Here is a 24812-nt window from a genome sequence, read left to right as displayed (position 1 = left end):
TCGGGCAGCCACGCCTTGAGGTCCGGAGGCAACAGGAATGCCTGGTCGCGATTGTAGGATACGAAGGTCGCCATAACCGCAGTTTGACAAATCAGGAAGGCAAAGTGAATCCGACAGACTGCTAGCCCGGCAGGGCTTGGGCATCGCGCAGCACCGCCTCGGCCGCGGCCGACCATCCCGCGCCATCATGCAGAATGAGGCCGGAGGTGACCCGGTCCGGCCCCCGCCCGCCGCGCCGCGCGGTCAGCAGCACACGCCGCGCGGCGACGCCGGCGCGCGGCCAGAGCGGATAGAGCCCGACATCGCCGAAGCCGGTCAGCCGCAAGGCGGATGCGGCCTCGGAGAAACGGGTCGCCGGCAGCACCAGCGTCGCACTTCCCCCGGCGCGCAACGGATTGGCCAGCGCCCGCACCCAGACCAGCAGCCCGGTCGCCCCCGCATGGGTCGCCCCCGCGCGCAGCACCGCCGGCGGCGCCGTGCCATCGGGCCAGAAGGGCGGGTTGGCGCAGCTATGCTGCACCGGCGGCAGGGTGGCGTCGGCGACATCGCCCTCGATCACCTGCACCTGGTCGGCGAAGCCGTTCAGCGCCGCATTCTCCCGCGCCAGCGCCGCCAGCTCCGGGTCGCGCTCCAGCGCGATCACCCGCAGCCCGGGCACGCGCGCCATCAGGCAGAGGAACACCGCCCCCGCGCCGCAGCCCGCATCCAGCACGGTCTCGCCGGGCTTGGCCGGGATGGCCGCCGCCAGCATCACCGCATCCAGCCCGGCCTTGAGCCCGGATTGCGGCTGGACCAGACGGATGCGGCCGCCGAGCAGGCGGTCCTCGGTCACAGCGCCTCGCCGGCCTCCCGCAACACCCGCAGCGCCGCCTCGTACTCATCGTCGATCACGGCCAGCCGGCGCGGAAAGGCGCCGATGCCGCCCTCCACCGCGGCGATGTGCTGGTCCAGCACGATCGCCTCAATGCCCGCATCGCGCAGCAGCGCGGTGAGAAAAGAAAGCCGCACGATATCGGTCATGGCCGCCAGAATACGCATCGTTGAGAGCTTCCTGCATGCAAGCCATTGATCCGCTTGGCCTTGCTGGCCTGCCGGGGCGGCCCTATGTTGGCGTGTCAGCACTCGGGGCTCAACTGTCTTTGGATACAATTCCGCACGCCGCGTCCAGACCGGCCGCGCCCGCCGGCGCGCAGGATGCGCTTGCGCGTCTTACCGCCCTCGTCGCCGAGGATATGGCCGCGACCAACCACCTCATCGTCGCGCGCATGGACAGCCCGGTCGCGCTGATCCCGCAGCTTGCCGCCCATCTGGTGGCGGCGGGCGGCAAGCGGCTGCGGCCGTTGCTGACCCTGGCCGCGGCCCGGCTCTGCGGGCATGAGGGGGTGCGCCACGTGGCGCTCGCCGCCTGCGTCGAGTTCATCCACACCGCGACCTTGCTGCATGATGATGTGGTGGATGAGAGCGCGCTGCGCCGCGGCCGCCCCTCGGCCAATGCCATGTTCGGCAACCAGCCCTCGGTGCTGGTCGGCGATTTCCTCTTCGCCCGCGCCTTCCAGCTGATGGTCGAGGACGGCAACCTCGATGTGCTGCGCATCCTCTCCGGTGCCGCCGCCACCATCGCCGAGGGCGAGGTGCTGCAACTCGTCACCCAGAATGACCTCGGCACCACCGAGGCGCAGTATCTGCAAGTGGTCGAGGGCAAGACCGCCGCCCTCTTCGCCGCGGCGGCCGAGGTCGGCGCCGTCGTCGCCGCCCGCCCCGCCGAGGATCAGGCCGCCTTGCGCGAATACGGCCGCTCGCTGGGCGTCGCCTTCCAGCTTGTGGATGACGCGCTGGATTACTCCGCCGAGCAGGCGGTGCTGGGCAAGACCGTCGGCGATGACTTCCGGGAGGGCAAGATCACCTTGCCGGTGCTGCTGGCCCTGGCCGATGCCAATGGCCCGGAGCGCGCCTTCTGGGCCCGCACCCTGGAACGCCGCGAACAGACCGACGGCGACATGGCCGAGGCGCAGCATCTGCTGGCACGGCATGATGCGGTGGGCCGCACCATCGCCCGCGCCCGCGACTATGGCGCGGTCGCGGTCGCGACGCTCGACCGCTTCCCGGATGGGGAGCTGCGGCGGGCGCTGGCCGATACCGTCACCTTCGCGGTCGAACGCGCCCACTGACATCCCGGCGCAACCGAGGATATTTGCCGATATGATCCCGCGCCGCCCGCTTCTGCTCGCCGCCCTCCTGGCCCCCGCCGCCGCCCGGGCGGCGGCGGCCTCCGCGGAGGACAGCCCCGCCCCGGGGCTCACGCGGGAGGTGCTGATCCGCTGGGGCGACCGCGTCGCCTATGACGCGCCCCCCTTCGACCCCGCCCATCCGGCCCCCGAGGCCGCGGCCGCCCAATTCGGCTGGGACGGGCGGATCTGCGCGCTGGTGACGCCGCCGCTCGCGGCCGATGGGGTGCCGCGCGCGGTGCTGGCCGTGGCGCATCCGACCGTCGATCCGGCGATGGCCTGGCCCGGCCCGCAGGACCGCCCGGCGGTCGCCGCGGCGATGCAGGGGGCGAGCCTGCTGAACCTGGAACGCCAGGGCACGCGCTGGGTGGTGGTCGATGGCGGCTACCAGTCGCGCCGGCTGGACGCGGGCAGCCTGTGCCGGATCTCGGGGCCGGTCACGGGGCCGGTCACGGGGCTGGGCGAGGCGGTGCAGGGCGTGCTCGGCGTGTCCGGCGGCTGCGCCACCCCCTGGGGCAGCCTGTTGCTGACCGAGGACGACCCCGCCGATTGGATGCTCCGCCTGCGCGACCTCGGCCCCCGCTTCGCCGAACCGCGGCGCTTCGGCTGGGTGGTAGAGCTGGACCCGCAGGACCCCGCCTCGCTGCCGGTCAAGCGCACCGCCCTCGCGCGTTTCGCCCATGGCGATGCGGCGGCGGCCCTGTCCGCCGATGGGCGGGCCGTGGTGTTCCTGACCGACCGGCGGCCGGGCGGGTCGCTCTACCGCTTCGTCTCCTCCGGCCCCGCCACGGCGGCGGATGCGCTGGATGCGGGCACGCTCGCGGTCGCGACCCGATCCGAGACCGGCATCCGCTGGGTGCCGCTGCCCGGTGGCCCCGAGGCGCTGTTGCAGCCCCAGGCGGCGGCCAGCGCCGCGGCGGCGATCGGCTTCGACACGCCCTCCGGCTTGGCGCTCGCGGGCGCGCGGCTGGTGCTGGCCTGCCGGGGCGGCACCGGGACGCCGGATGCGCTGAACCCCCGGACCGGCGATGGCCATCTGGTCGAGATCGCCTCCGGTGGCGACTGGGCCAGCGAGGGCATGCCGGCGCGGGTGCTGCTGGCCGGGCAGGGCGCGCTGGTCACGCCGGATACCGTCACCGCCGGCCCCGACGGCGGGCTCTGGGTCGGCACGGATCGGCAGGGGCGGGGCGGGCAGGCGGATGCGCTCTTCGCCGTCTCGGCCGAGGGCGCGGCGCGGCCGGTCTATACGGTGCCGCGTGGCGGCTCGGCCGGGGGGGCCGCGGTCACCGCGGATCGCGGCGCGCTGCTGACCATCGCGCGCACGCCGGGGGCCGGGCCGGGCGCCACCTGGGCGCATCCGGGCACGCGCTGGCCGCAGTTCGACCCGGCGCTGCCGCCGCGCACGACGCTGGTGTCGCTGACGGGGCCCCGCCCCTGGTGATCCGGCCTTGGTGATCCGGCCCTGGTAGTTAGCCGCGCGTGGCCGAAAAGGCGTTGAAGGTCTGGATGGTGTAGGTGTCCTTCACGCCAGCCACGGTCTGCAGCTTCTCGACCACGAACAGGCCGATATCGGCCTCCGGCTCCAGGTAGAACTTCCCCATCAGGTCGTATTGGCCGGAGGTGGAGTGCATCTCGCTCAACTCCTCCACCGCATCGGCCATCTCGCGCGCGACGCGGTAAGCCTGGCCCATCTCGCATTTGATCATCACAAAAATCGCGCGCATCGCCGTCATCCCAAAAGCCGCCGCACCATGCCGCCGGCGGGAACGCCGGGGAAGGGGCCGTGGCGCGGCGCATGAAATCATGGTAATGAATAGAGGGAAACCTCTTCTCCATGCGGACAGATCATGGAGCTTGGCCTCAATCTATACGTCGCAAGTTGCGATTTTGGGACACATGGATGCGTAGCAGTCTCCAACTGGCGATCATCGCCATGCTGGCCGGGGCAGGGGTGGCCTGGCATCTGTATGGCGAGTCCTATGGCTTGCCGCGTCCGCTTGCCTTGCTCGGGCTCGAAGCCCCGGCCCCCGCCCAGGCCACGCGCGGTGGCGGCGGCGCGGTGGGGGTGGTGGTGCAGCCGGCCCGCATCGGCCTCGTCGTGGAGCGCGCCGAGAGCGTCGGCACCGTCCGCGCCCGCGAGGCGGTGACCATCAGCACCAAGGTCTCCGGCATCGTCACCACCATCGGCTTCCAGGAAGGCCAGATGGTCAAGCAGGGCGACGAGCTGGTGAACCTCGATGCCGCCGCGCTGCGGGCGGAGATGGACCAGGCCCGCGCGCTGATGGATGACGCGCGGATGCAGCTCCGCCGGGCGCAGCAGCTCCAGCCCGGCCAGACCATCGCGGCAAGCCGGCTCGACACGCTGGAATCCCTCTCCCGCCAGGCCGAGGGCCGGATGCGCCAGGCCCAGGCAAAGCTGGAGGAGATGCGGATCACCGCCCCCTTCTCCGGCCGGGTGGGCTTGCGCCAGGTTTCCCTCGGCGCGCTGATCCAGCCGGGGACGGCGATCACCACGCTGGATGACATCACCACCGTCCGGGTCGAGTTCTCGATGCCCGAGGTCTTCCTCGCCTCCGCGCGCATCGGCGCCACCGTCACCGCGCGCACCGCGGCCTATGGCGACCGGCGCTTCGTCGGCCGGGTGCTGGTGGTCGATACCCGCATCGATCCCGCGACCCGCTCGATCCGGCTGATCAGCGAATTCGACAATCCGGATGAGGCGCTGAAGCCCGGCCTGTTCCTCTCGGTCGAGCTGGAACTGCACCGGCGGGCGGATGCGGTGCTGGTGGCCGAGGAAGCGATCGACCCGGTCGGGGACCGCGCCTACCTCTATGTCGTGCGCGACGGGCGGGCGAAGCGTGTCGAGGTCGCCCTCGGCGCCCGGCTGCCGGGGGAGGTCGAGGTGACGCGCGGCGTCACCGCCGGGGAGCAGATCGTGGTGCGCGGCATCCAGCGCCTCCGCCACGACGCCCCCGTGCGCATCACCGAGACGCTCGCCCCCCCGGTCTCCTGAGGCCCCGCCGATGATCCTCTCCGACATCTCGATCAAGCGGCCGGTCTTCGCGATGGTCGTGTCGCTGCTGCTGATCACGCTGGGCATCGCCAGCCTGCTGCGGCTGCCGATCCGCGAATACCCCGCGATCGATCCGCCGGTCGTCTCCATCACCACGACCTATCCGGGCGCCTCGGCCGCGGTGGTGGACACCCAGATCACCGAGATCATCGAGGCCGCGGCGGCGGGGATCGAGGGGGTGAAGACCATCACCTCCACCTCGCGCGACGAGCGCAGCAACGTCACCATCGAATTCCGCCTGACCCGCAACGTCGATGCCGCCGCCAATGACGTGCGCGACCGGGTGGCGCGCGCGCTCGCCCGGCTGCCGACCCAGGCCGATACGCCGGTGGTGGCCAAGGTCGATGGCGACAGCCGCCCGATCCTCTGGATCGCGCTGACCTCCGACCGGCTGACCGGGCTCGAACTCACCGACATCGCCAAGCGCCGCTTCGCCGACAACCTCGCCATCGTCGAGGGCGTGGCCCAGGTCATCATCTCGGGCGAGCGGCGCTATTCCATGCGGATCTGGCTGGATCGCCAGGCGCTGGCCGCGCGGGGTCTGACGGTGCAGGACGTCGAGGACGCGATCCGGCGCGAGAATGTCGAACTCCCCGGCGGCCGCATCGAGAGCACGCAGCGCGAGTTGACGGTGCGGACCGACACCCGCATGGCCCGCCCCGAGCAGTTCCGCGAGATGGTGCTGTCGCGCGGCGGCGGCGCGCAGGTGCTGCTCGGCGATGTCGCGCGGGTCGAGGTGGGGCCGGAGGACAATCGCGGCGAATACCGCATCAACGGCCGCCCCGGCATCGGCCTCGGCATCCAGCGGCAATCCACCGCCAATACGCTGGCCGTCGCCGATGGGGTGAAGGCCGAGGTCGCCCGCATCCTGCCGACCCTGCCACCGGGGCTGGAGGCGACGGTCGGCTACGATGAGAGCGTCTTCATCGCGCAATCCATCTTCGAGGTGGAGCATGCGCTGATGATCGCCTTGGCGCTGGTCGTGGGCGTCATCTTCCTCTTCCTGCGCTCCTGGCGCGCCACCATCATCCCCGCGGTCGCGATCCCGGTCTCGATCATCGCCTCCTTCACGGCGATGTCGGCGATGGGCTTCTCGATCAATGTGCTGACCCTGCTCGGGCTGGTGCTGGCGATCGGGCTTGTGGTCGATGACGCCATCGTGGTGCTGGAGAACATCCATCGCCGCATCGAGGAAGGCGAGCCGCCGCTGCTCGCCTCCCTTCGCGGCGCGCGGGAAATCGCCTTCGCGGTGATCGCGACGACGCTGGTGCTGGTCGCGGTGTTCCTGCCGCTGAGTTTCCTGGGCGGCAACACCGGGCGGCTGTTCACGGAGTTCGGCTTCGCGCTCGCGGCCTCGGTGGTCTTCTCCGGGCTGATCGCGCTGACCCTGACGCCGATGATGTGCAGCAAGCTGTTGAAATCGCATGAGGGCGAGAGCTGGCTGATCCGCAAGACCGAACCGGTCTTCGTCGGGCTGAACCACGCCCTGCGCTGGTCGCTGCGCCACGCGCTGAAGGTGCCCTTGCTGGTGATGGGCGCGGTCGCGGTGATGACGGGCTTCGCCGCCATCCTCTTCACCATCATCCCCAAGGAATTCACCCCGATCGAGGATCGGGGGATCATCATCATCCCGGTGACGGCGCCCGAGGGCGCCTCCTTCGCCTATACCCGCGAGCAGGTGCTGCGGCTGGAGGCGGTGGCCCGCCCGCTGGTCGAGCGTGGCGATGCGACGGTGGTCTTCGCCACCATCGGCGGCTTCCTGCGCCCGCCGCAGGGCAATACCGCGAACATGTTCATGCGGCTCTCGCCCTGGGAAAGCCGCACCACCAAGCAGCAGGCGCTGGCCGCCGAGCTGATGCCCGGGCTGCTCGGCGTGACCGGCGTGCGCGCCTTCGCGCTGAACCCGCCGAGCCTCGGCCAGCGCGGCTTCCAGCCGCCGGTGCAATTCGTCATCGGCGGCAGCGACTACGAAACCCTGGTGCGCTGGCGCGACGTGTTTCTGGCTCGCGCGCGGGAAAATCCGCGGCTGCTGAATCTCGACAGCAACTACCGCGAGACCAAGCCCGAAATCCGCGTGCAGGTGGACCGGCGCAAGGCGGCCGATCTCGGCGTCTCGATCCAGGCGCTGGGCCGCACCATCGAGACCATGCTGGGCTCGCGCGAGGTCGGCACCTACGCCGTCGGCGGCGAGGAATACAAGGTGCTGCTCCAGGCCCAGGACGCCGACCGCACCAACCCCACCGATGTGCAGAACATCTTTGTCCGCACCTCCGGTGGCGGGCTGGTGCCGCTGTCCAACCTCGTGACCCTGGCCGAACGGGCGCGGCCGCAATCGCTGGCCCGCGAGGATAGGGTGCGGGCCATCACCATCTCCGCCAGCCTCGCCACCGGCTATTCGCTGGGTGAGGCGCTGGGCTTCATGGATGATGTGGCGCGCGAGGTGCTGCCGCCCGAGGCCCGCATCTCCTATCGCGGCCAGAGCCTGGAGTTCCGCGAGAGCGGCAGCGCGCTCTACGTCACCTTCGCGCTGGCCATCCTCGTGGTGTTCCTGGTGCTGGCGGCGCAGTTCGAGAGCTTCATCCACCCCATCGTCATCCTGCTCTCCACCCCGCTCGCGGTGACGGGCGGGCTGCTGGCGCTGTTCCTGACCGGGCAGAGCCTGAATGTGTTCAGCCAGATCGGGCTGATCCTGCTGGTCGGGCTGATGGCCAAGAACGGCATCCTGGTGGTGGAATTCGCCAACCAGCTTCGGGACCGCGGCCGCAGCGTGCATGACGCGGTGCTGGAGGCCTCGGTGGTGCGGCTGCGGCCGATCCTGATGACCTCGATCGCGACCGCGCTCGGCGCGATGCCGCTGGCGATGGCGACCGGGGCGGGGGCGGAAAGCCGCCAGGCGCTCGGCGTGGTGATCGTCGGCGGGGTGACGGTCTCGACCTTCGTCACCCTCTTCGCGGTGCCGGCGCTGTATCTGCTGCTCGCCCCCTTCACCCAGCCGATCGGCGCCATCGCCGCGCGGCTGCGGCAACTGGAACGCGGAGAACAACACGCCCCGGCGGAGTGACGCCGCCGCCGCCGGAGGCTAGTCTCCCCCGCACGTATGATGACGTGGTTGGGGGGATCAGCATGAGTGAAACGGGCCGGACCGGCGGGCAACTCTTGGCCGATGCGCTGGTGGCGCAGGGCGTCGAGCATCTGTTCTGCGTCCCTGGGGAATCCTACCTCGATTTCCTCGACGGGCTCTACGCCCAGCGCAACCGCATCGCGACGATCACCTGCCGCTTCGAGGCCGGCGCCGTCCATATGGCCGAGGCCTATGGCAAGCTGACCGGCAAGCCGGGTGTGGCCGCCGTCACCCGTGGCCCCGGCGCCTGCCATGCCGCCATCGGCATCCATGTCGCGATGCAGGACAGCACGCCGCTGGTGCTGCTGGTCGGCCAGATCCCTTCGGATGAGACGGATCGCGATTCCTTCCAGGAAGTCGATTACCGCCGGATGTTCGGCCCGCTGTGCAAATGGGTCACGCAGATCGACGATGCCGCGCGCATCCCCGAGCAGATCGCCCATGCCTTCGATGTCGCCGTCTCCGGCCGTCCGGGCCCGGTGGTGGTCAGCATCTCCGAGGATATGCAGAAGGAACTGGCCGTCGTCCGCGACGCGGCCCGCGCCCCGGTGCTGGCCCCGCATCCGGCGCCGGATGCGATGCCGCGGCTGATGGCGATGCTGGCCCATGCGCAGCGGCCGCTGGTCATCCTCGGCGGCTCCTGCTGGACGGTCGAGGGCCGCGCCAATATCCGCGACTTCTGCGTCGCCAATACGCTGCCAGTCGCGGTCGGCTTCCGCCGCCAGGGGCTGTTCGACGGCACCCTCGACAATTTCGTGGGCGACATGGGCGTCGGCGCCGATCCGGCGCTGGTCGCGGCGGCGAAGAAATCCGACCTGATCCTCGCCATCGGCAGCCGGTTGGGGGAGGCGGTGTCGCAGGGCTACACGCTGTTCGACCTCGCCGGCGCCACGCCGATCGTGCATGTGTTGCCCGATGCCGCGGAGATCGGTCGGGTGTTCCGCCCGGCGCTCGGGATCACCAGCGACCTCAACGCCTTCGCCGCCGTCGCCAAGGCCACGACCCCGGTCGCCAACCCGGCCTGGGCCGGCTGGACCAAGGAGCTGCGCGCCTCCCGCCTCGCCTCGGCCAAGGCGCCGGAGTATCCGGGGCCGCTGAACCTCGCGGTCGCCTTGCAGGAGATGATGGCGGTGCTGCCCGCCGATACCATCTTCGCCTCGGATGCCGGGAATTTCGCGACCTGGCCGAACCGCTTCACCCATGTCGGCGAGGCCCAGGATTTCATCGGGCCGACCAATGGCGCCATGGGCTACGGCGTGCCGGCGGCGATCGGCGCCAAGATCACCCATCCCGGCCGGGCGGTGATCTGCTTCGCCGGCGACGGCGGCTTCATGATGACGGGGCAGGAGCTTGCCACCGCCTTCCATCATGACGCGCCGGTGGTGGTGCTGGTGTTCAACAACAACATGTACGGCACCATCCGCATGTATCAGGAGCGCGCCTATCCCGAGCGCATCTCCGCGACCAGGCTGACCAACCCGGACTTCGTGAAGTTCATCGAGGCCTTCGGCGGCTATGGCGAGTTGGTCGAGGAGACGGCGCAGCTTGCCCCGGCGGTGCTGCGGGCGCTGGCCAGCCGGAAGCCCTCGATCATCGAGATCCGGGTCGATCCGGAGCAGATCACCAACCGCGCGACGATCACGCAGCTGCGCGCGGCGGCGAAGGCCTGAGGGGAAGGTCCAGGAAACTCAGTTTCCTGGTGGGTGGGTGCGGGAGGGCAAAGCCCTCCTGCCTTACGCCGGCGCCAACTCCTGCACCCAGCACGCCCCCGCCGAAATCCCCTCCCACCCATAAAGCATCGGCACCATCGCCGTGCCGGCCCAGACCGGATGCTGGTCCGCGTAATGCGGGCTGCCCGGATGGCCGGAGGTGCCGTGGAACACCGACCAGCGGCTGTTCTCCCAATCCCCGACATCGAAGGCGTAGCGCGCGAGGGCGCCATAGCTCGCGGCATTCGGCGTCGCCGCCATGAAGCCGGTGGCCAGCACCGTATCCATGTCGCCCCCGATCGGCAGCGCAACCGGGTCCAGCAGCCCCGCCCAATCGGGGAAGAGGGCCGAGAGCGGGTGGCTCAGCTTCGGCCGGTGCAACTCGCCCCAGGGGCGGAGGCTCGCGGCCTCGGGGGCGGCGCGGAGCAGGGCCTCGGTCATCGCCTCGGCCCAGGTGGCGCCCGCCAGCAGGCAGGTGTCGTCATCGCGCAGCAAGGTCGGCAACGTCCACCATAGCTGGTTCGCCGGCGGCACCCCGGGCGGCACGGCGAGCAGCGGCGTGCCCGCCAGTGCACCCAACCCGCTGCGCTCCACCAGGATCGCGGTCAGCGCGCGACGAAACGCGACATAGGCGCCGGGCGCGCTGGCGCCGGCCTCCATCCGCGCGTCCCAGTCGAGTAGCCGCTGCCGCAGCGCCTCGGCGGCCGGATCGGCGGGCGCGGGCAGGGCGGCCAGACGGTCGCGGAACAGCAGCGCGTTCAGGGAGAGCGTGTCGGCATGGATGCTCGCCGCGCCCTCGACGCCGCGGGCCTCGGCCGCCCCGCGCAGCCGGGCCAGCACGCGTTGGGCGCGATAGGGCGGGTGGCAATCGGTGCAGAGGTAGTCCGGCCCGTCATCCGCCGTGACCCGGTTGTTCGCGGTCACGATCAGCCCGCCGACGGGGTCCATGACCCGGGGCATCTCCTCATGGCCGATCCAGCCCTGCCAGTCATGCGCCCCGGTCCAGCCCGGCACCGGCAGCCAGCCGTTGCTGCGCGGCCGGCGCGGGACCATCGCGCGGATCTGGTGGCCGATGTGCCCGGCGGTGTCGCCGGCGACGAGGTTGTGGTCGATCAGCCCCCAGCCCCGCGTCGCCTCGAACAGGGCCTCGACATCCGGTGCGACCAGCATGCGCGGCAGGCAGTCGAAGGAGAGGTCGGTCTCGGCGAATTGCACCGAGCGCAGCGCGAGTGCCGTGCCCGAGGCCGGATCGCCGGCGATGATGGGGCCGTGGATGGTCTCCACCACCTCGAAGCCGCGCGGGGCGGCGCCGCGGATGGCGATGCTGTCCTGCCGGCGCGTCACGGGGCGCCAGCCATCGGGGCCTTGGGTATTCTCCGCCGTGGCGTCGAAGCGCTCGACATACAGGTCGTGGATATCGACGAAGGCATGGGTGACGCAGTAGGCGACCCGGCCGTTATGGGCGAAATGCGGGAAGCCCGGCACGCCCGGCACGGTCAGCCCGACCACGTCGAAGTCGGCGCAGGCGAGGTGGCCTTGCGCATACATGTTGGGGATCTCGAAGACCCGGTGCGGATCGCCCGCGACCACGGGGCGGCCGGTGGCGCTCTGCGCCGGCGCCACCGCCCAGTTGTTGCTGCCGCCGCCGGTCGCATCGACCTCCTCGGTGCCGGGCAGGGCCAGGATCGCGGGGCGCAGCGCCTCCAGATCGGCGGCCAGGCGCTTGGCCTCTGCCCCCGGCGGGACCAGCAGCAGATCCTGCCCGCCGTCGTCGTAGCGCAGCTTGCCCACCACCGCCGCGCCGACCAGCGGCAGCGCCGCCGCCCGCCACAGCTTGAACCAGACCGACCCCATCAGCAGCCCCAGGCGCCGCATCACCGCGATGCAATGCCAGCCCTCCCAGGGCTCCGGCTCGGCCGCCAGCAGCGTGTATTCCACCGCAAGCGGCGCCCCCGAATCGAGGAAGGCGTTCACCCCGGCGGCATAGGCATCCAGCATCATCCGCGCCTGCGGGCCGAGGGCGGCGAAATCGCGCCGGCTCGCGGCCTCGACGCCCAGGCGGCGGGCGAGGATGTCGCCCTCCGCCGCCGCAGCCCCCAGCCATTCCGCGGCGCGGCCGAGCGCGCGGCGGCGGTTCAGCTCCATCTGGAACAGCCGGTCCTGCGCATGCACGAAGCCCTGGGCCCGGAAGCCGTCCCGCATGTCGCCCGCCGCACGGATATGCGGGATGCCCCAACGGTCCCGCATCACCGTGACCGGGGCGGCCAGCCCCGGCAGGGACAGGCGGCCATCCAGGGTCGGCAGGGCGGCGCGGAGCGCCTCGGGACCGGGGCTTGGCGGCATGCGTGGCGTTTCCCTCTGTGATGCGTCACGCAGTCTGGCCACGGCATTGCACCGGCGTCGATATATCAAATACGATAAAGCCCTATGACGATCCCCCCCCAGCAGCCGTCCTCGACCCTGCCCGCCGCGGAGGATATGGGCCTCGGCTTCCTCACCCCGGTAGGGCGCGAGAACCTGACCGGCCGCGTCTATGGCGAGCTGCGCGGGGCGCTGATGGAGGGGCGCATGTACCCCGGCCAACGGCTGAAGATCCGGGAGCTGGCGCAGCAGCTCGGCGTTTCCGAAACCCCGGTGCGGGAGGCGGTGATGCAGCTTGTCCGCGAACGCGCGCTGCGGATGGAGCAGGCCAAGGCCATCACCGTCGCCGGGCTGACGCTGGCGCAGTATCGCGAGCTGCGCCAGGTCCGCACCGCACTGGAGGGGCTGGCCGCCGAGGCCGCCGCCAGGCGCATCACCATGGCCGAGATCCGCGCCCTGGACCGCGCCCATGCCGAGCTGGTCCGCGCCGAGGCGGCGGGCGAGGCGGCCCCCGCGATCCGCGCCAACTGGCGCTTCCACCACGGGCTGTATCGCGCCGCCGGGATGCCGGAGCTGCTGGCGGTGATCGAGGGCATCTGGCTGCGCAACGGGCCGATGCTGAACCACCTCTATCCGCATGCCCGCCCGACCTATCCCGGCCGGCACCGCCACCTCGACATCCTCGACGGGCTGCGGGCGCATGACCCGGCGGCCACGCGCATCGCCGTGCAGGCCGATATGGTGGAGGGCGGGGAGGGGCTGCTGCGCTACCTCGCCAGCCTGGAAGACGCGTCAGGAATAAAAGGGATGAACCCGTGAAACGCCAGCCGCTATCGACCCAGACGCCCTGGTTCCGCCTGGAGATCGAGGAGGCCGACTGGGCCGAGGAAGACCCCGCCGCCCTCGCCCGCTGGATGGAGCAACTGCTGCTCATCCGCCGCTTCGAGGAGAAGATCCTCGCCCTGCATGGCGAGGGGCTGATCCACGGCCCGGCCCATGCCTCGATCGGGCAGGAGGCGGGGGCGGTCGGCGCGCTTTCCGTGCTCGGCACCGCCGACAAGATGAACGGCACCCATCGCGCGCATCACCAGATTCTGGCCAAGCTGCTGAACGCGACCACGGCCGAGGGCTACGACCCGCGCCGCGATGCGATCGGGGCCGAGGCGCGCGGCATGCTCCGCCGCACCATGGCCGAGATCATGGGCCTGGCGCAGGGCTTCAACGGTGGCCGTGGCGGCTCCATGCACATGCGGATCGCGGAGGCCGGGGTGGTCGGCTCCTCGGCCATCATCGGCGGCAATGTGCCGCATGCGGTGGGCTATGGCCTGGCCGACAAGGTGCTGGGGCGGCAGAACATCTCGGTCGCCTTCTTCGGTGACGGCACGCTGATGGCGGGGCAGACGCTGGAGGCGATCAACCTCGCCGCCCTGTTCCAGCTTCCGGTGGTGTTCTTCCTGGAGAACAACTTCTACGCCGTGGCGACGCATCTCGACGAGCAGACGCGGGAGACGCGGCTGACCACGCGGGGCGCCATGTTCCGCGTGCCCTCGGTCGAATGCGACGGGATGGATCTGCTGGCGGTGCGGCGGGCGATGCAATGGGCGCGGGCCACGATCGAGGAAACCGGAGGCCCCGTCTTCATCGAAGCGATCTGCTACCGCTTCCTGCACCAGTCCGGGCCGATGCTCGGCAGCCAGTTCGGCTATCGCAGCAAGGAAGAAGAAGAAAGCTGGCGTGCGCGCGACCCGATCGCGACCCTGCCTGCACGGCTGGAACGCATGGGCGTGCTGGATGCCAAGGGCTTCGCCGCACTGGATGCCCGCGCGCGGGAGGTGGTGGAGGAGGCCGCCGCCGCGCTGACCAAAACGCCCCCCGGCGCCAATGCGCCCCGGCTGCGCCCCGGGCTGTTGCCGCGCGTCGAGGACATCGAGCAGGGCATCCGCGGCGACCTCTCCGAGTTGCGCGGGCTGACACGGCGCGAGGCGCCCGAGGTGCCCGCGGCGGCGCGGCGGGAGATAAAATACATCGACGCCATCGCCGCCAGCCTGCTGCACAACATGGAACGCGATCCGCGCATCATCCTGATCGGGGAGGATGTGCACCGGCTGCGCGGCGGCGTCTCCGGCTCCGCCAAGGGGGTGATGGAGACATTCCCCGAACGCGTCTTCCCAACGCCCATCTGCGAGAACGGCTTCACCGGCATGGCGCTGGGGGCCGCGCTCTGCGGGCTGCGGCCGGTGGTGGACATCATGTTCGGCGATTTCACCATCGTCGCCGCCGACCAGATGTTCAACGGCATCGGCAAGTTCGCGCATATGTTCGGCGGCGGCTTCCCCATCCCGCTGGTGGTGCGGGCGCGGGTCTCGCCGGCGGCGGGCTATGGCTCGCAGCATTCCATGGACCCGTCGGGGCTGTTCGCGGCCTATCCGGGCTGGCGCATCCTGCATCCCTCCACGCCGCATGATTACCTTGGGCTGATGAATGCCGCGCTGGCCTGCGACGATCCGGTGCTGATGATCGAGCACCAGGGGCTGTTCCAGACCACGGGGCCGGTGCCGCTCGACCTCGACTACATCATCCCCTTCGGCAAGGCGCGGCTGGCGCGGCCGGGCAGGGACTGCACCGTGCTGACCTATGGCGTGATGGTCGGCGAATGCGAGCGCGCGGTGGCGGCGACCGGGATCGATGCCGAGATCCTCGACCTGCGCAGCCTCGACATCGCGGGCATGGACTGGCCCGCGATCGAGGCCAGCATCAAGCGCACCAACCGCGTGCTGATCGCCGAGCAGACCGCGCATGGCACCGCCCATGGCGCGCGCTGGGTGGATGAGATCCAGTCGCGCTGCTTCGATTGGCTGGATGCGGAAATCCAGCGCGTCTCCGGCAGCCGCGCGGCGCCCGTGGTCTCCCGCCCGCTGAACGAGGCGGCGCTGGCCGATGCGGCCAAGGTCGCGGAGGGGCTGCGGCGGCTGATGCGCTGATCACAGCAGACCTTAAGGAAGCGACTTGGCGGTCTCGACGATACGTCGCGCTTCGCGTTTCATCGCGCCGAACGGATGCTTCTTGCCCAGGAGCACAAAGGTATCGGTCCTCGGATCTACCAGCCGAAAAATGTGCCCGGAGGCATCGTCCGCCAGGTTTGCATCGTCCACTATCGGACCGGGGAAGATGTAGCCCAGGAGATACCATCTCGCTGAAACTGTCTGGGCGCACCAAGCCGGCCGGCGGATGTGCTACCTGACCTGCCTGTGGGATTGACCCGCTTCCGTGGACACCCTGAAGCTTTGCCAGAGGTGCTGCCGATGCCGAAAACCCGTCTTCCCTGTTCGCCTGGGTTTCGCCGCCAGATGGTCGATCCGCTGCGTTCGGGTCGTGAACCATGACCGCGCCCATCTGGCACACGCAGTCTGGGGAGGAGGTGGCCGCCGCGCTGCGCACCGATGCCCTGCACGGGCTGGACAGCGCCGAGGCCGCCGAACGGCTCGTGCGCCACGGGCCCAATGCGTTGCCGCGGGCCAGGCAAGGCTCTACCCTGGCGCTCATCGCACGGCAGTTCCGCAGCCTCATGGTCGGCCTGCTGGTGGTGGCCGGGGGTGTCGCGCTGGCGCTGGGCGATGTGGTCGAAGCGCTCGCCATCCTTGTCGTCATCCTGCTGAATGCCGCGATCGGCTTCGCGACGGAGTGGAAGGCGGCGAGCGCCCTGGCCGCCCTGCAGGGTCAAGCGGTCGCCACCGCGCATGTCCTGCGCGACGGCGCGGCGCATGTGATTGCCGCGCAGGACCTGGTGCCCGGCGATGTGGTGGTGTTGGCCGCCGGCGACCGCGTGCCGGCCGATGGCCGCGTAATCCAGGACGTGCAATTGCAATTGGATGAGGCGGCGCTGACCGGCGAATCCCTGCCCGTCACGAAATCCGCGGCGATCCTGGTCGATGCACAGGCGCCGCTCGGCGACCGTGGCAACATGGTCCATATGGGCACGGCCGTCACCGAGGGGCGTGGCTGCTGCATCGTCACCGCCACGGGCGCGCAGACCGAGATGGGCCGGATCGGCGCGCTGATCGAAGGGGTCGCGGAGCACGGCACGCCGCTGGAAGCCAAGCTTGCGGAATTGAGCCGCGCCTTGCTCGTCATCGTGCTGGTGCTCTGCGCGGTGATCGTCCTGTTCGGCTGGCTGCGCGGCAATGCGCTGCTGTTCATGGTGGAGGTCGGCATTTCGCTGGCGATCGCGGCCGTGCCCGAGGGGCTGCTCGCGGTCACCACCATGACCTTGGCGGTGGGCATGCAACGCATGGCCGGCATGGGCGCGCTGGTCCGCCGGCTGCCGGCGGTCGAGGCGCTGGGCTCCACCACGGTGATCTGCACCGACAAGACCGGGACACTGACCCGCAACGAGATGACGGTGCGCGCCTACACGCTGGGCGCGCTGCGCGTGGATGTCACCGGAACCGGCTATGTGGCGCAAGGCCATTTCCAGATCGACGGGCGCGACATCGACCCGGCGCCGCTGGGTCTCGCCTTGCGCATCGGCGCCTTGTGCAACGACGCGAGGGTGGACCGAACCGGCGATGCCGTCAGCATCCTCGGTGATCCCACCGAAGCCGCGCTGATCATCGCGGCCGGCAAGGCGGGGCTGGAACACAACGCCCTCCATGCCGCCTATCCGCGCATCCGGGAGCTGCCCTTCAGCAGCGAAACCAGGTTGATGGTCACAGCGCACACCACGCCCGGCGGTGGCACTGTCGCCTATGCGAAGGGCGCGCCGGGCATGGTGCTGGCGGCCTGCGTCGCGGTGCTCGGCGCCGATGGCGAGACACCCATGACCGCCGAGGCGATGCGGCAGGCGCGCGCCGCGAATGAGGCGCTGGCGGCTGGCGCCTTGCGCGTCCTGGGCCTGGCCTGTCGCGACCTGCCCGACGACTTCGCGCATGCGGATCTGACCCGCGGGCTGACGTTCGTGGGCTTCGTCGGCATGATCGACCCGCTGCGGGACGAGGTGAAGGCCACCGTCGCCCGCTGCCACCAGGCGGGCATCCGCGTGGTCATGATCACCGGCGACCAGCAGGCCACGGCCGCCGAGATCGCGCGCCAGCTCGGGCTCGACACCGACCAGCAGGGCAGGCCATTGCAGGCCGTGCACGGCAGCGCGCTGGCCGATCTGGATGACGCCGGCTGGATCAGGGTTGCGAGCGGGGCCTCGGTCTTCGCCCGCGTCTCGCCCGAGCACAAGCTGAAGATCGTCGAGGCGTTGCAGCACAGCGGCCAGGTTGTCGCGATGACGGGCGACGGGGTGAATGACGCGCCGGCGCTGCGCCAGGCGGATATCGGCATCGCCATGGGCATCCGGGGCACCGAGGTCGCCAAGGGGGCCGCGGACATGGTCATCACCGACGACAACTTCGCCACCATCGTCGCCGCCGTCGAGCAGGGCCGCGTCATCGTCCACAACATCCTGCGCTTCATCCACTACCTGTTTTCCTGCAATTTTGCCGAGATCGTCACCGTCGGCGGCGCCATCATGCTCGGCTGGCCGCTGCCGCTCGGCGTCATGCAGATCCTTTGGCTGAACCTCGTCACGGATATCTTCCCGGCGATGGCATTGGCGCTGGAACCCTCCGCGCCGGATGTGATGCGGCGCCCGCCGCGCGATCCGGCCGAACCCTTGATGACCGTGGCCTTCGGCTGGCTGATCGTCTGGCAGGGCGCCTTGCTGTCCGGCTGCACGCTTGCGGCCTTTGCCGTGGGGATGCGCTGGTATGGGCTGGAAGGCGAAGGGTTGCGCCATGCCGTCACGATCGCCTTCATGACGCTGGCGATGGCGCAGATGCTTCACGCCTTCAGCGCGCGCTCCCGCAGCCGCTCGGCGCTGACGTCGCGCCTGTTCACGAATGCCTGGCTCTGGGGCGCCACCGGCATTTGCCTGGCCTTGCAGATCGCCGCGGTGGAGGTGCCGCTGCTGCGCGAGGTGCTGCGCACGGTGGCGCTGTCGCCCGCCGATTGGGGGCTGGTGGCGATGGGCGCGCTGACGCCGGTCCTGGTGGTGGAGATGGTGAAATTGATGACGGGATGGCGCTCCCGCGCCGCGCGGCGCTTTGCCGAGCATCCTGCTGGACTCCCGCCGGCGCCCGATGGGGGAAGACCATGAACCGGCGGCATGCCCTCATGGCCAGCGGTGCGGCCGGCTGGCCGGATGGGACGGTGGGAAGGTCGAGGGCGAGCATTCGGAGATCCCCCTGTGTGGTGGGTCTTGACCCCGCGGCTGCCGATGGCCAAGTTGGCCATACGGCCGAGGGAGAGTGTTTCGTGCCAAATGTCAGCCTCACGCCGGAGCAGCAGAGCTTCATCGACACCCGCGTGGCCTCGGGCCGGTTTTCCAGCGCCAGCGAGGTCATGCGTCATGCGCTGCGCCTGATGCAGGAGGCGGAGGACCGTCGTGAGCGGTTCGTCGCCATGCTGTGCGACGTCAGCGAACGGGCGGACCGGGAAGGCACGCTTTCTGCCGAAGATGTGGATGCTGAACTGAAGGCGGTGATCGCCACGGCCAAGCGTCGCGCTTGAGTCCCGCCCGAAGGCCCGCCGCAGCACGCTTCACGCGCGAGGCGCTGGCTGACCTCCGACAGGCGGTCGGCTGGATTGCCCGCGAGGACCCCACCGCAGCAGAGCGACTGCGCATCGCCGCGAACCAGGCGGCGAAGGCCATCGGCGAGCATCCGATGATCGGACCTTTCCGTACTGAATTCGCGCCCGAGCGATTCCATTTTTTCGTGCTGCGGCGCTTTCCGTATCTGATTGTCTATGAGCCGGATCAGAACCCGCCGCGCATTCTGCGGGTCGTGCATGCATCGCAGGACCTGGCTGTCCTGCTGGCCGACCTTTCCGGTGAGAGCGGCTGATCACGCAAACTCGTTGCAACTTGCTGGCCCGAGAATCAACAGTAGGAGATGAGACTCGCTGGTACAGAGCCAGGATGGCGCCAAGGTTCAAAGAGCCTTGGCGGCTGGGCATATAAGCCAACCGCAGGCCGAAGCCATGCAACGCGCGGGGTTACGCCGATTGGCGGAACGGGCTGGCCAGGATGCGGACGGCCCGCTTGCACGGCGGTGGATCGAGGGGATCGCTGCCTTCGAGGCGCTCTCAGCGTGAAGGGCGCAGCACTGCTCGGCACGCCCTTGGCGCGCGCAAATCCGCGGATGGGCGCGGAGGTCGCGCCCATGGCCGCGCCGCCTCGTCGAGGCCCCGCAGCCGCGCGAATGCGGGAACCCTACCGCCCCAGCAGCCGCATCAGCTTGCGCACCGCGCTATCCGGCGTCGTCAGCACCGGCAGCCCGGTCTCGGCGGCGACGGCGGGGGCGGCGCGGGCCATGCTGAACTGCGCCAGCGCGATGGCGTCGCACCCCGAAAGCTGCCGTGCGGCCTCGGCGGTCAGCCGGTCATGCGTCGCGAAATCGCCGGCATCCAGGGCGGCCATGGCGCCCTCGGCCAGGATGGTCACGACCTCGACGCCCGGGGGGAATTCGGCCGGCATGGAGTCCAGCGTCGGCTGGAAGCTGGCGACCAGCCCGATGCGGCGGCAGCCGGCGGCATCCTCGATCATCGCCTCATTCGGCTTCAGCACCGGGATCGGGGCGAAGGCCGCGGCCACCGCCTCGATGCAGGGGCCGAAGGCGGAGCAGGTGAACAGGATGCCCTCCGCCCCAGTCCCCAATGCGTAACGCGCGAGGCCAAGAAAACGCTCCGTCATGCGCGGCGTCAGCCGCCCCGCCGCGGCCAGATCGGCCGAGAGCGAGGTGTCGAGCAGGCTCATCACCGTGGCCTCGGGCCAGAGCCGCGCCATGGCGGCCTCGATCGGCGCCGGGGAATGGCGCAGGGCGTGGATCAGCGCGATGCGGGGCATGGGGGGCTTACTGGCAGCGGTGGAGGGGGGCTGGGAACTCGCTGCAATTCGGAAACACGATCTCATCGGGACCACGGCGCTCCACCGTCAGGGAATTCACATTGGCGCAGCCGAAGGCGGAATCGCGCCCCGGGGCCTGGGCGCCGAAGGCGCTGATGGTCGGCGCGGCGGGGGCGAAGCGGAACTCCACGCCCGTGGGCTGCGCCGCCACCGTCTCGATCAGGCGCTGGCGATAGGCGATGTCGAGCGGGCTCGACCGCATCACCACATCGCGGGTGAAGATGACGCTGGGCTGCGCGGTGCAGCTGGGGCTGGAGGTATCGCCGGGCGGGTAGAAGCCGCCGGTCCAACTGCCGAACAGCCAGGCATGCGGCGGGGCGGCCGGCTCGGCGGGGGCGGCAGGGGCAGGGGCGGCAGGGGCGGGGGCGGGGGCGGGGGCGGCGCGCTGCGCCTCGCCCGGCACCGGCGGCAACGCGACCAGAACGAGCAAGACGGAGGCGCGGAGGAACCAGGCGAGCATTCGGGGAAACCTCCGTGACATCGACCTGGCCCTTCTACCGCGCCGGACCCGCTTGGCCAAACCCCCCCACGGGTCAAGCTGGGCCGGGCCAGGTCAGGCGCGGCCGGGCAGGGGGTCCAGCCCCGGGCCGGGATGCGCCGCCCGGCGCGGCGGCACCGCGCCGCCATCCTTGACCGGGATGTGGATCAGCGCCGCGAAGACCGCCATCAGTATGCCGAAGACCCACATCAGGTCGTAGGAGCCGGTCCGGTCGAACACGATGCCGCCCAGGAAGGCGCCGGTGAAGCCGCCAAGCTGGTGCCCGAGGAACACGATCCCGAACAGCGTCGCCAACCAGCGCGTGCCGAAATTGCGCGCGACCAGCCCGACCGTCGGCGGCACCGTGGACAGCCACAGCACGCCCATGATGGCGGAGAAGCCGAGCACCGTCGTCGTCGTCTTGGGCAGCAGCAGGAAGACGGTCATCAGCACCGCCCGGGCGGCATAGATGCAGATCAGCAGCTCCCGCCGCTTCCACCGCTGCGCCAATTCGCCGGAGGCAAGGCTGCCTACCACATTGAACAGCCCGATCAGCGAGATCGCCCCGACGCCGACCCAGAGCGGCAGATGGCAGGTCGCGACGAACCCCGGCAGATGCACCGAGAGGAAGGAGACATGCACGCCGCAGACGAAGAAGCCGAAGAACAGATACCAGAAGGTCGGGCTGCGGCCGGCATCGCGCAACGCCTCGGTCGCGGTCTGTTCGGGCTGGGCGCTGGTGGCGCGGGGCTTGGCCGCCTCACGCAGCGGCAGCGCCAGCGGCACCATCAGCAGGGCGGCGGCGGCCATGGCATACAGCGCGCCCTGCCAGCCGAAGGCGGCGATCCCGGCCCCGGACAAGGGCACCACCAGGAACTGACCGAAGGAGGAGCCCGCGGTGCCGAGCCCGACGGCGCGGCCGCGCTTCTCCTCGGGCAGCAGCCGGGTCAGGCTGGCGACGATCACCGGCATCCCCGCGGCCGAGACCGCCACACCCATCATCACGCCCGCGAAGGCGGTGAAGGGGCCGAGGTCCTCCGACAGCGCCATCCCGAGGATGCCGAGCGCGTAGAGCACAGCGCCGCCCCAGATCACCACGCGCCCGCCGAGCCGGTCGGCGATCTGGCCGCAGAAGGGCTGGGCGATGCCGTTCAGCAGCACCTGCAAGGCGATGGCCAGCGCGAAGCCCGAGGCCGGCCAGCCGTATTCCGCCGTCATCGGCGCCAGGAACAGGCCAAAGGATTGCCGCAATCCCATGGCAAGTGCCGCGACCAGCACCGCGCAGGTGATCAGCAGGGTCCAGTTCCGGGGGGCGGACGTTTCCATGGGGGGCTTTTCTGTCCTGCCAGCGATTCGCGCCAGTCTCCGGCATCGGGCGGGCGGAGGAAAGCGCGCGGAGGCGAAGACCTTGCCGTGGCGCCATGCATCCCATGCATGGCGTTCGTTTGCCGCCGCCGAGCCAATGTGAGATGTGCCGCCCATGCTCAGACGCCTTTACGACCGCATCCTCATGCTCGCTTCCGACCGGCGGGCGGGGCTGTGGCTCGGCATCATCTCCTTCTGCGAGAGCAGCTTCTTCCCGATCCCGCCGGACACCATGCTGCTGCCGATGTGCCTCGCGCGGCCGGACCGGGCCTGGCGCTTCGCGCTGATCTGCACCGTCACCTCGGTGCTCGGCGGGCTGCTTGGCTATGCCATCGGCTTCTGGCTGTTCGATGCGCTGGCCCGGCCGGTGCTGGCCGCCTATGGCCACTCCGATGCGCTGTCGAGCTTCCAGGGCTGGTACGAGCGCTGGGGCGTCTGGGTCATCCTGATCAAGGGTTTTACGCCCATCCCCTTCAAGCTCGTGACCATCGCCTCGGGTGCGGCGCATTTCGATATCTGGGTCTTCCTGGCCGCCAGCATCGCGACGCGCGGCGCGCGCTTCTTCCTGCTCGCCGGGCTGCTGCGGGCCTATGGGCCGCCGATCCGGCATTTCATCGAGAAGCGGCTGACCCTGGTGACCACCGTCGCGGTGGTGCTGGTGGTCGGCGGCATCGCGGCGCTGAAGCTGCTGTAACGCAGGTTGAGGCTTGCATCCGCGCGCCCACGTCGCACGTAATCCGGGTTGAAGGAGCGCAAGAGATGGCGGACGACGTCAGCCTGACCGGCAAGGTCAAGGCGAAGCTGGTGGCGACCAAGCAGGCCTGGGCCCGTGACGGCCGGTTGCTGACCGGCGAACACGGCGACCCCGAGCACGACCGCCTGCCGCCGGGCCAGACGCTGGTGAAGGATTGGCCGGTGCTCGACCTCGGCGTGCAGCCGACGGTGCCGGAGGCCGCGGCCGGCCTCATGATCGATGGGCTGGTGGAAGCGCCGCAGAGCTTCGACTGGGCCGCGTTGCAGGCGATGCCGCAGGGCGAATGGCTGAACGACATCCACTGCGTCACGCAGTGGTCGCGTTACGACAACCGCTGGACCGGGGTCGCGATGCCGGAGCTTCTGGCGCTGGCGCGGCCGAAGCCCGAGGCGCGCTTCGTCACCATGGAATCGCACGACGGCTACACCACCAACCTGCCGCTGGCCGACCTCGACCGCCCGGATGTGCTGATCGCCTTCACCTGGGAGGGCAAGCCGCTGGAGCGCCAGCATGGCGGCCCGCTGCGGCTGGTGCTGCCGCATCTGTACCTGTGGAAATCGCCGAAATGGCTGAAGCGGATCACCCTGGTCGCCGAGGATCAGCCCGGCTTCTGGGAAGTCCGCGGCTACCACCACCGCGGCGATCCTTGGGCGGAAGAGCGCTATGCCTGAGTTCGCGCGGCGCTGGTCTTCCTGAGCGGCGGGTCGGCGGGGGCGGGCACCCCGAGCCTCTACGACTTCTCCCTGCCGGCGCTGGAAGGCGGCGCCCTGCCGCTCGCCGCCTGGCGCGGGCGGGGCCCGGTGCTGGTGGTGAACACCGCCTCCTACTGCAGCTACACGCCGCAATAGGAGGGGTTGCAGGCGCTGGCCGCCACCCGCCTTGAAAAGGCTCAGCTCACCGGCGGCAGCGCGGGTGCGAAGCCAAGCCGCTGATAGGCTTCGCGGAACACATGAACGGGCTCGACCCAGTTGAGATACTCCGGAAGCTCGTCGCGCGTGCCGAGATCGGGCAGGCGGACGACATCGCCGCCGTCGAGGCGCTGGTGGCTTTCCTCGCCCAGATCGATGATGACGACGCGCAGCTTCGCCCCCAGTCGCGCGCGCAGGGCGTCCACAAGCGCCTGCGGTTCGATGTGCCCATTCAACGCGGGATCCGCCTCGCCCGGGAGGTAGCCGGAGGGCCAGCCACGCGCGATCCCGTTCAGCACCGCGACGGGATGCTCGGCCCGGTCCAGATCTTCCCAGAAGCGCGCGAACAGGGCGGTGTATTTGGCATTGATCTGCTCGATCTCCGCGTCCGTCACGACCTCGACAATATTGTTCACCCGGGCGAAATCATGGTGGTGGAGCAGGTTCAGCCGCCGGTTGTAGACGGTATTCCCGGTGGGCCCGGGGACGGAGATGACGAGATCCTCGCGGCTGACCCCGAAGCTGCGGTCACGGTCGAGCAGGCTCAGCATCGACTTTGCCGGTGTGATCCACCAGTCGAAGGGATAGGCACGATCAACCTTGAACTGGTGCCGCAAATTCCATGCATTGCGGCAGTTCGGACCAAGGCTGAAGATCAGATCCGTGGTAGCCAACAAATCTTCTCCCTGGCGGCGCGCCCGCGGCCGCGGGCGCGCAGAACAACATTTTGCCCAGTCGGGCGCAACGGCGCGTGAAACCTGGGGAAAGAGAAAATGCGCCGAGGGCAAAACCACTGCCCCGGGGCCATGGGCACGCAATCGCGTACTGGCCTGACCGCCCGCCTTCGTCTAACCCCCACCACTTTCC

The 24812-nt window shown here is 70.2% G+C and carries 20 protein-coding genes; 12 read left to right on the top strand and 8 right to left on the bottom strand.

From position 1 onward, the window contains the following. Positions 1 to 121: 121 nt before the first annotated feature. A complete protein-coding gene (locus C8P66_RS02035; RefSeq protein ID WP_245903153.1) occupies positions 122 to 832 on the bottom strand; it encodes a tRNA1(Val) (adenine(37)-N6)-methyltransferase in 711 nt (236 codons plus the stop codon). Beyond that, positions 829 to 1038 (bottom strand): putative signal transducing protein, encoded by a 210-nt coding sequence (locus C8P66_RS02030; protein WP_111396450.1) that lies wholly within the window; start codon positions 1036 to 1038, stop codon positions 829 to 831. The genes C8P66_RS02035 and C8P66_RS02030 overlap by 4 nt, the downstream gene beginning before the upstream one ends. 194 nt (positions 1039 to 1232) lie before the next feature. On the opposite strand from C8P66_RS02030, the gene C8P66_RS02025 reads away from it, so the two are divergent. Continuing rightward, a complete protein-coding gene (locus C8P66_RS02025; RefSeq protein WP_245903152.1) occupies positions 1233 to 2168 on the top strand; it encodes a polyprenyl synthetase family protein in 936 nt (311 codons plus the stop codon). A gap of 31 nt (positions 2169 to 2199) precedes the next feature. After that, positions 2200 to 3666 (top strand): PhoX family protein, encoded by a 1467-nt coding sequence (locus C8P66_RS02020; RefSeq protein WP_158537063.1) that lies wholly within the window; start codon positions 2200 to 2202, stop codon positions 3664 to 3666. A gap of 28 nt (positions 3667 to 3694) precedes the next feature. Here C8P66_RS02020 and C8P66_RS02015 read toward each other — a convergent pair whose 3' ends face one another. Beyond that, positions 3695 to 3949, bottom strand: a complete 255-nt coding sequence (locus C8P66_RS02015) for an Lrp/AsnC ligand binding domain-containing protein (RefSeq protein WP_111396483.1) — start codon at positions 3947 to 3949, stop codon at positions 3695 to 3697. A 176-nt stretch (positions 3950 to 4125) separates the two neighbouring features. On the opposite strand from C8P66_RS02015, the gene C8P66_RS02010 reads away from it, so the two are divergent. The 3 genes from C8P66_RS02010 (at position 4126) to C8P66_RS02000 (ending at position 10089) form a co-directional block, all read left to right on the top strand. Further along, the gene (locus C8P66_RS02010) at positions 4126 to 5238 is read left to right on the top strand and encodes an efflux RND transporter periplasmic adaptor subunit (RefSeq protein WP_158537062.1); all 1113 of its coding nucleotides are present in this window, start codon (positions 4126 to 4128) and stop codon (positions 5236 to 5238) included. 10 nt (positions 5239 to 5248) lie between these two features. Then, complete coding sequence (locus C8P66_RS02005) at positions 5249 to 8359, top strand: efflux RND transporter permease subunit (RefSeq protein ID WP_111396446.1); 3111 nt, start codon at positions 5249 to 5251, stop codon at positions 8357 to 8359. A 62-nt stretch (positions 8360 to 8421) separates the two neighbouring features. Beyond that, positions 8422 to 10089, top strand: coding sequence for a thiamine pyrophosphate-dependent enzyme (locus tag C8P66_RS02000; protein ID WP_111396445.1), 1668 nt, complete (start codon positions 8422 to 8424; stop codon positions 10087 to 10089). Positions 10090 to 10152: 63 nt separating this feature from the next. Here C8P66_RS02000 and C8P66_RS01995 read toward each other — a convergent pair whose 3' ends face one another. Next, positions 10153 to 12471 carry a penicillin acylase family protein gene (locus C8P66_RS01995; protein WP_111396444.1) on the bottom strand — a complete coding sequence of 773 codons (2319 nt, stop codon included), beginning with the start codon at positions 12469 to 12471 and terminating at the stop codon, positions 10153 to 10155. An 84-nt stretch (positions 12472 to 12555) separates the two neighbouring features. Here C8P66_RS01995 and C8P66_RS01990 point away from each other — a divergent pair, with 84 nt between their 5' ends. From C8P66_RS01990 to C8P66_RS01970, 5 genes are all read left to right on the top strand, one after another. Next, positions 12556 to 13308, top strand: a complete 753-nt coding sequence (locus tag C8P66_RS01990; protein ID WP_111396443.1) for a GntR family transcriptional regulator — start codon at positions 12556 to 12558, stop codon at positions 13306 to 13308. Beyond that, positions 13305 to 15470: an alpha-ketoacid dehydrogenase subunit alpha/beta gene (locus tag C8P66_RS01985; protein ID WP_111396442.1), complete on the top strand. Its 2166-nt coding sequence runs from the start codon at positions 13305 to 13307 to the stop codon at positions 15468 to 15470. The genes C8P66_RS01990 and C8P66_RS01985 overlap by 4 nt, the downstream gene beginning before the upstream one ends. A 398-nt stretch (positions 15471 to 15868) precedes the next feature. Then, entirely contained in the window at positions 15869 to 18631 is a 2763-nt protein-coding gene (locus C8P66_RS01980; protein ID WP_111396441.1) for a cation-translocating P-type ATPase, read from the top strand. Between the two features lie 158 nt (positions 18632 to 18789). Continuing rightward, positions 18790 to 19044, top strand: a complete 255-nt coding sequence (locus tag C8P66_RS24265) for a type II toxin-antitoxin system ParD family antitoxin (protein WP_245903151.1) — start codon at positions 18790 to 18792, stop codon at positions 19042 to 19044. Beyond that, positions 19041 to 19379, top strand: a complete 339-nt coding sequence (locus C8P66_RS01970; protein ID WP_111396439.1) for a type II toxin-antitoxin system RelE/ParE family toxin — start codon at positions 19041 to 19043, stop codon at positions 19377 to 19379. Before C8P66_RS24265 ends, C8P66_RS01970 begins: the two co-directional genes overlap by 4 nt. A 368-nt stretch (positions 19380 to 19747) precedes the next feature. On the opposite strand, the gene C8P66_RS01965 is transcribed toward C8P66_RS01970, so the two are convergent. The 3 genes from C8P66_RS01965 to C8P66_RS01955 all read right to left on the bottom strand — a co-directional run bounded on the left by C8P66_RS01965 (position 19748) and on the right by C8P66_RS01955 (position 22244). Then, on the bottom strand, positions 19748 to 20380 hold the full coding sequence (locus C8P66_RS01965) for an aspartate/glutamate racemase family protein (RefSeq protein WP_111396438.1): 633 nt from the start codon (positions 20378 to 20380) through the stop codon (positions 19748 to 19750). Positions 20381 to 20387: 7 nt separating this feature from the next. Next, positions 20388 to 20900 (bottom strand): hypothetical protein, encoded by a 513-nt coding sequence (locus C8P66_RS01960; RefSeq protein ID WP_111396437.1) that lies wholly within the window; start codon positions 20898 to 20900, stop codon positions 20388 to 20390. Positions 20901 to 20993: 93 nt separating this feature from the next. Next, complete coding sequence (locus C8P66_RS01955; RefSeq protein WP_111396436.1) at positions 20994 to 22244, bottom strand: MFS transporter; 1251 nt, start codon at positions 22242 to 22244, stop codon at positions 20994 to 20996. Positions 22245 to 22398: 154 nt separating this feature from the next. On the opposite strand from C8P66_RS01955, the gene C8P66_RS01950 reads away from it, so the two are divergent. Both C8P66_RS01950 and C8P66_RS01945 read left to right on the top strand, forming a co-directional pair. Next, on the top strand, positions 22399 to 22977 hold the full coding sequence (locus C8P66_RS01950; RefSeq protein WP_111396435.1) for a YqaA family protein: 579 nt from the start codon (positions 22399 to 22401) through the stop codon (positions 22975 to 22977). 65 nt (positions 22978 to 23042) lie between these two features. Further along, entirely contained in the window at positions 23043 to 23708 is a 666-nt protein-coding gene (locus tag C8P66_RS01945; protein WP_111396434.1) for a sulfite oxidase-like oxidoreductase, read from the top strand. A gap of 218 nt (positions 23709 to 23926) precedes the next feature. Here C8P66_RS01945 and C8P66_RS01940 read toward each other — a convergent pair whose 3' ends face one another. Next, entirely contained in the window at positions 23927 to 24739 is an 813-nt protein-coding gene (locus C8P66_RS01940; protein WP_158537061.1) for a DUF1796 family putative cysteine peptidase, read from the bottom strand. Between the last annotated feature and the right edge of the window lie 73 nt (positions 24740 to 24812).

It is taken from the genome of Humitalea rosea, from assembly GCF_003253705.1.
GTDB lineage: Bacteria > Pseudomonadota > Alphaproteobacteria > Acetobacterales > Acetobacteraceae > Humitalea > Humitalea rosea.
This window is presented reverse-complemented; position numbering and strand designations above follow the sequence as displayed.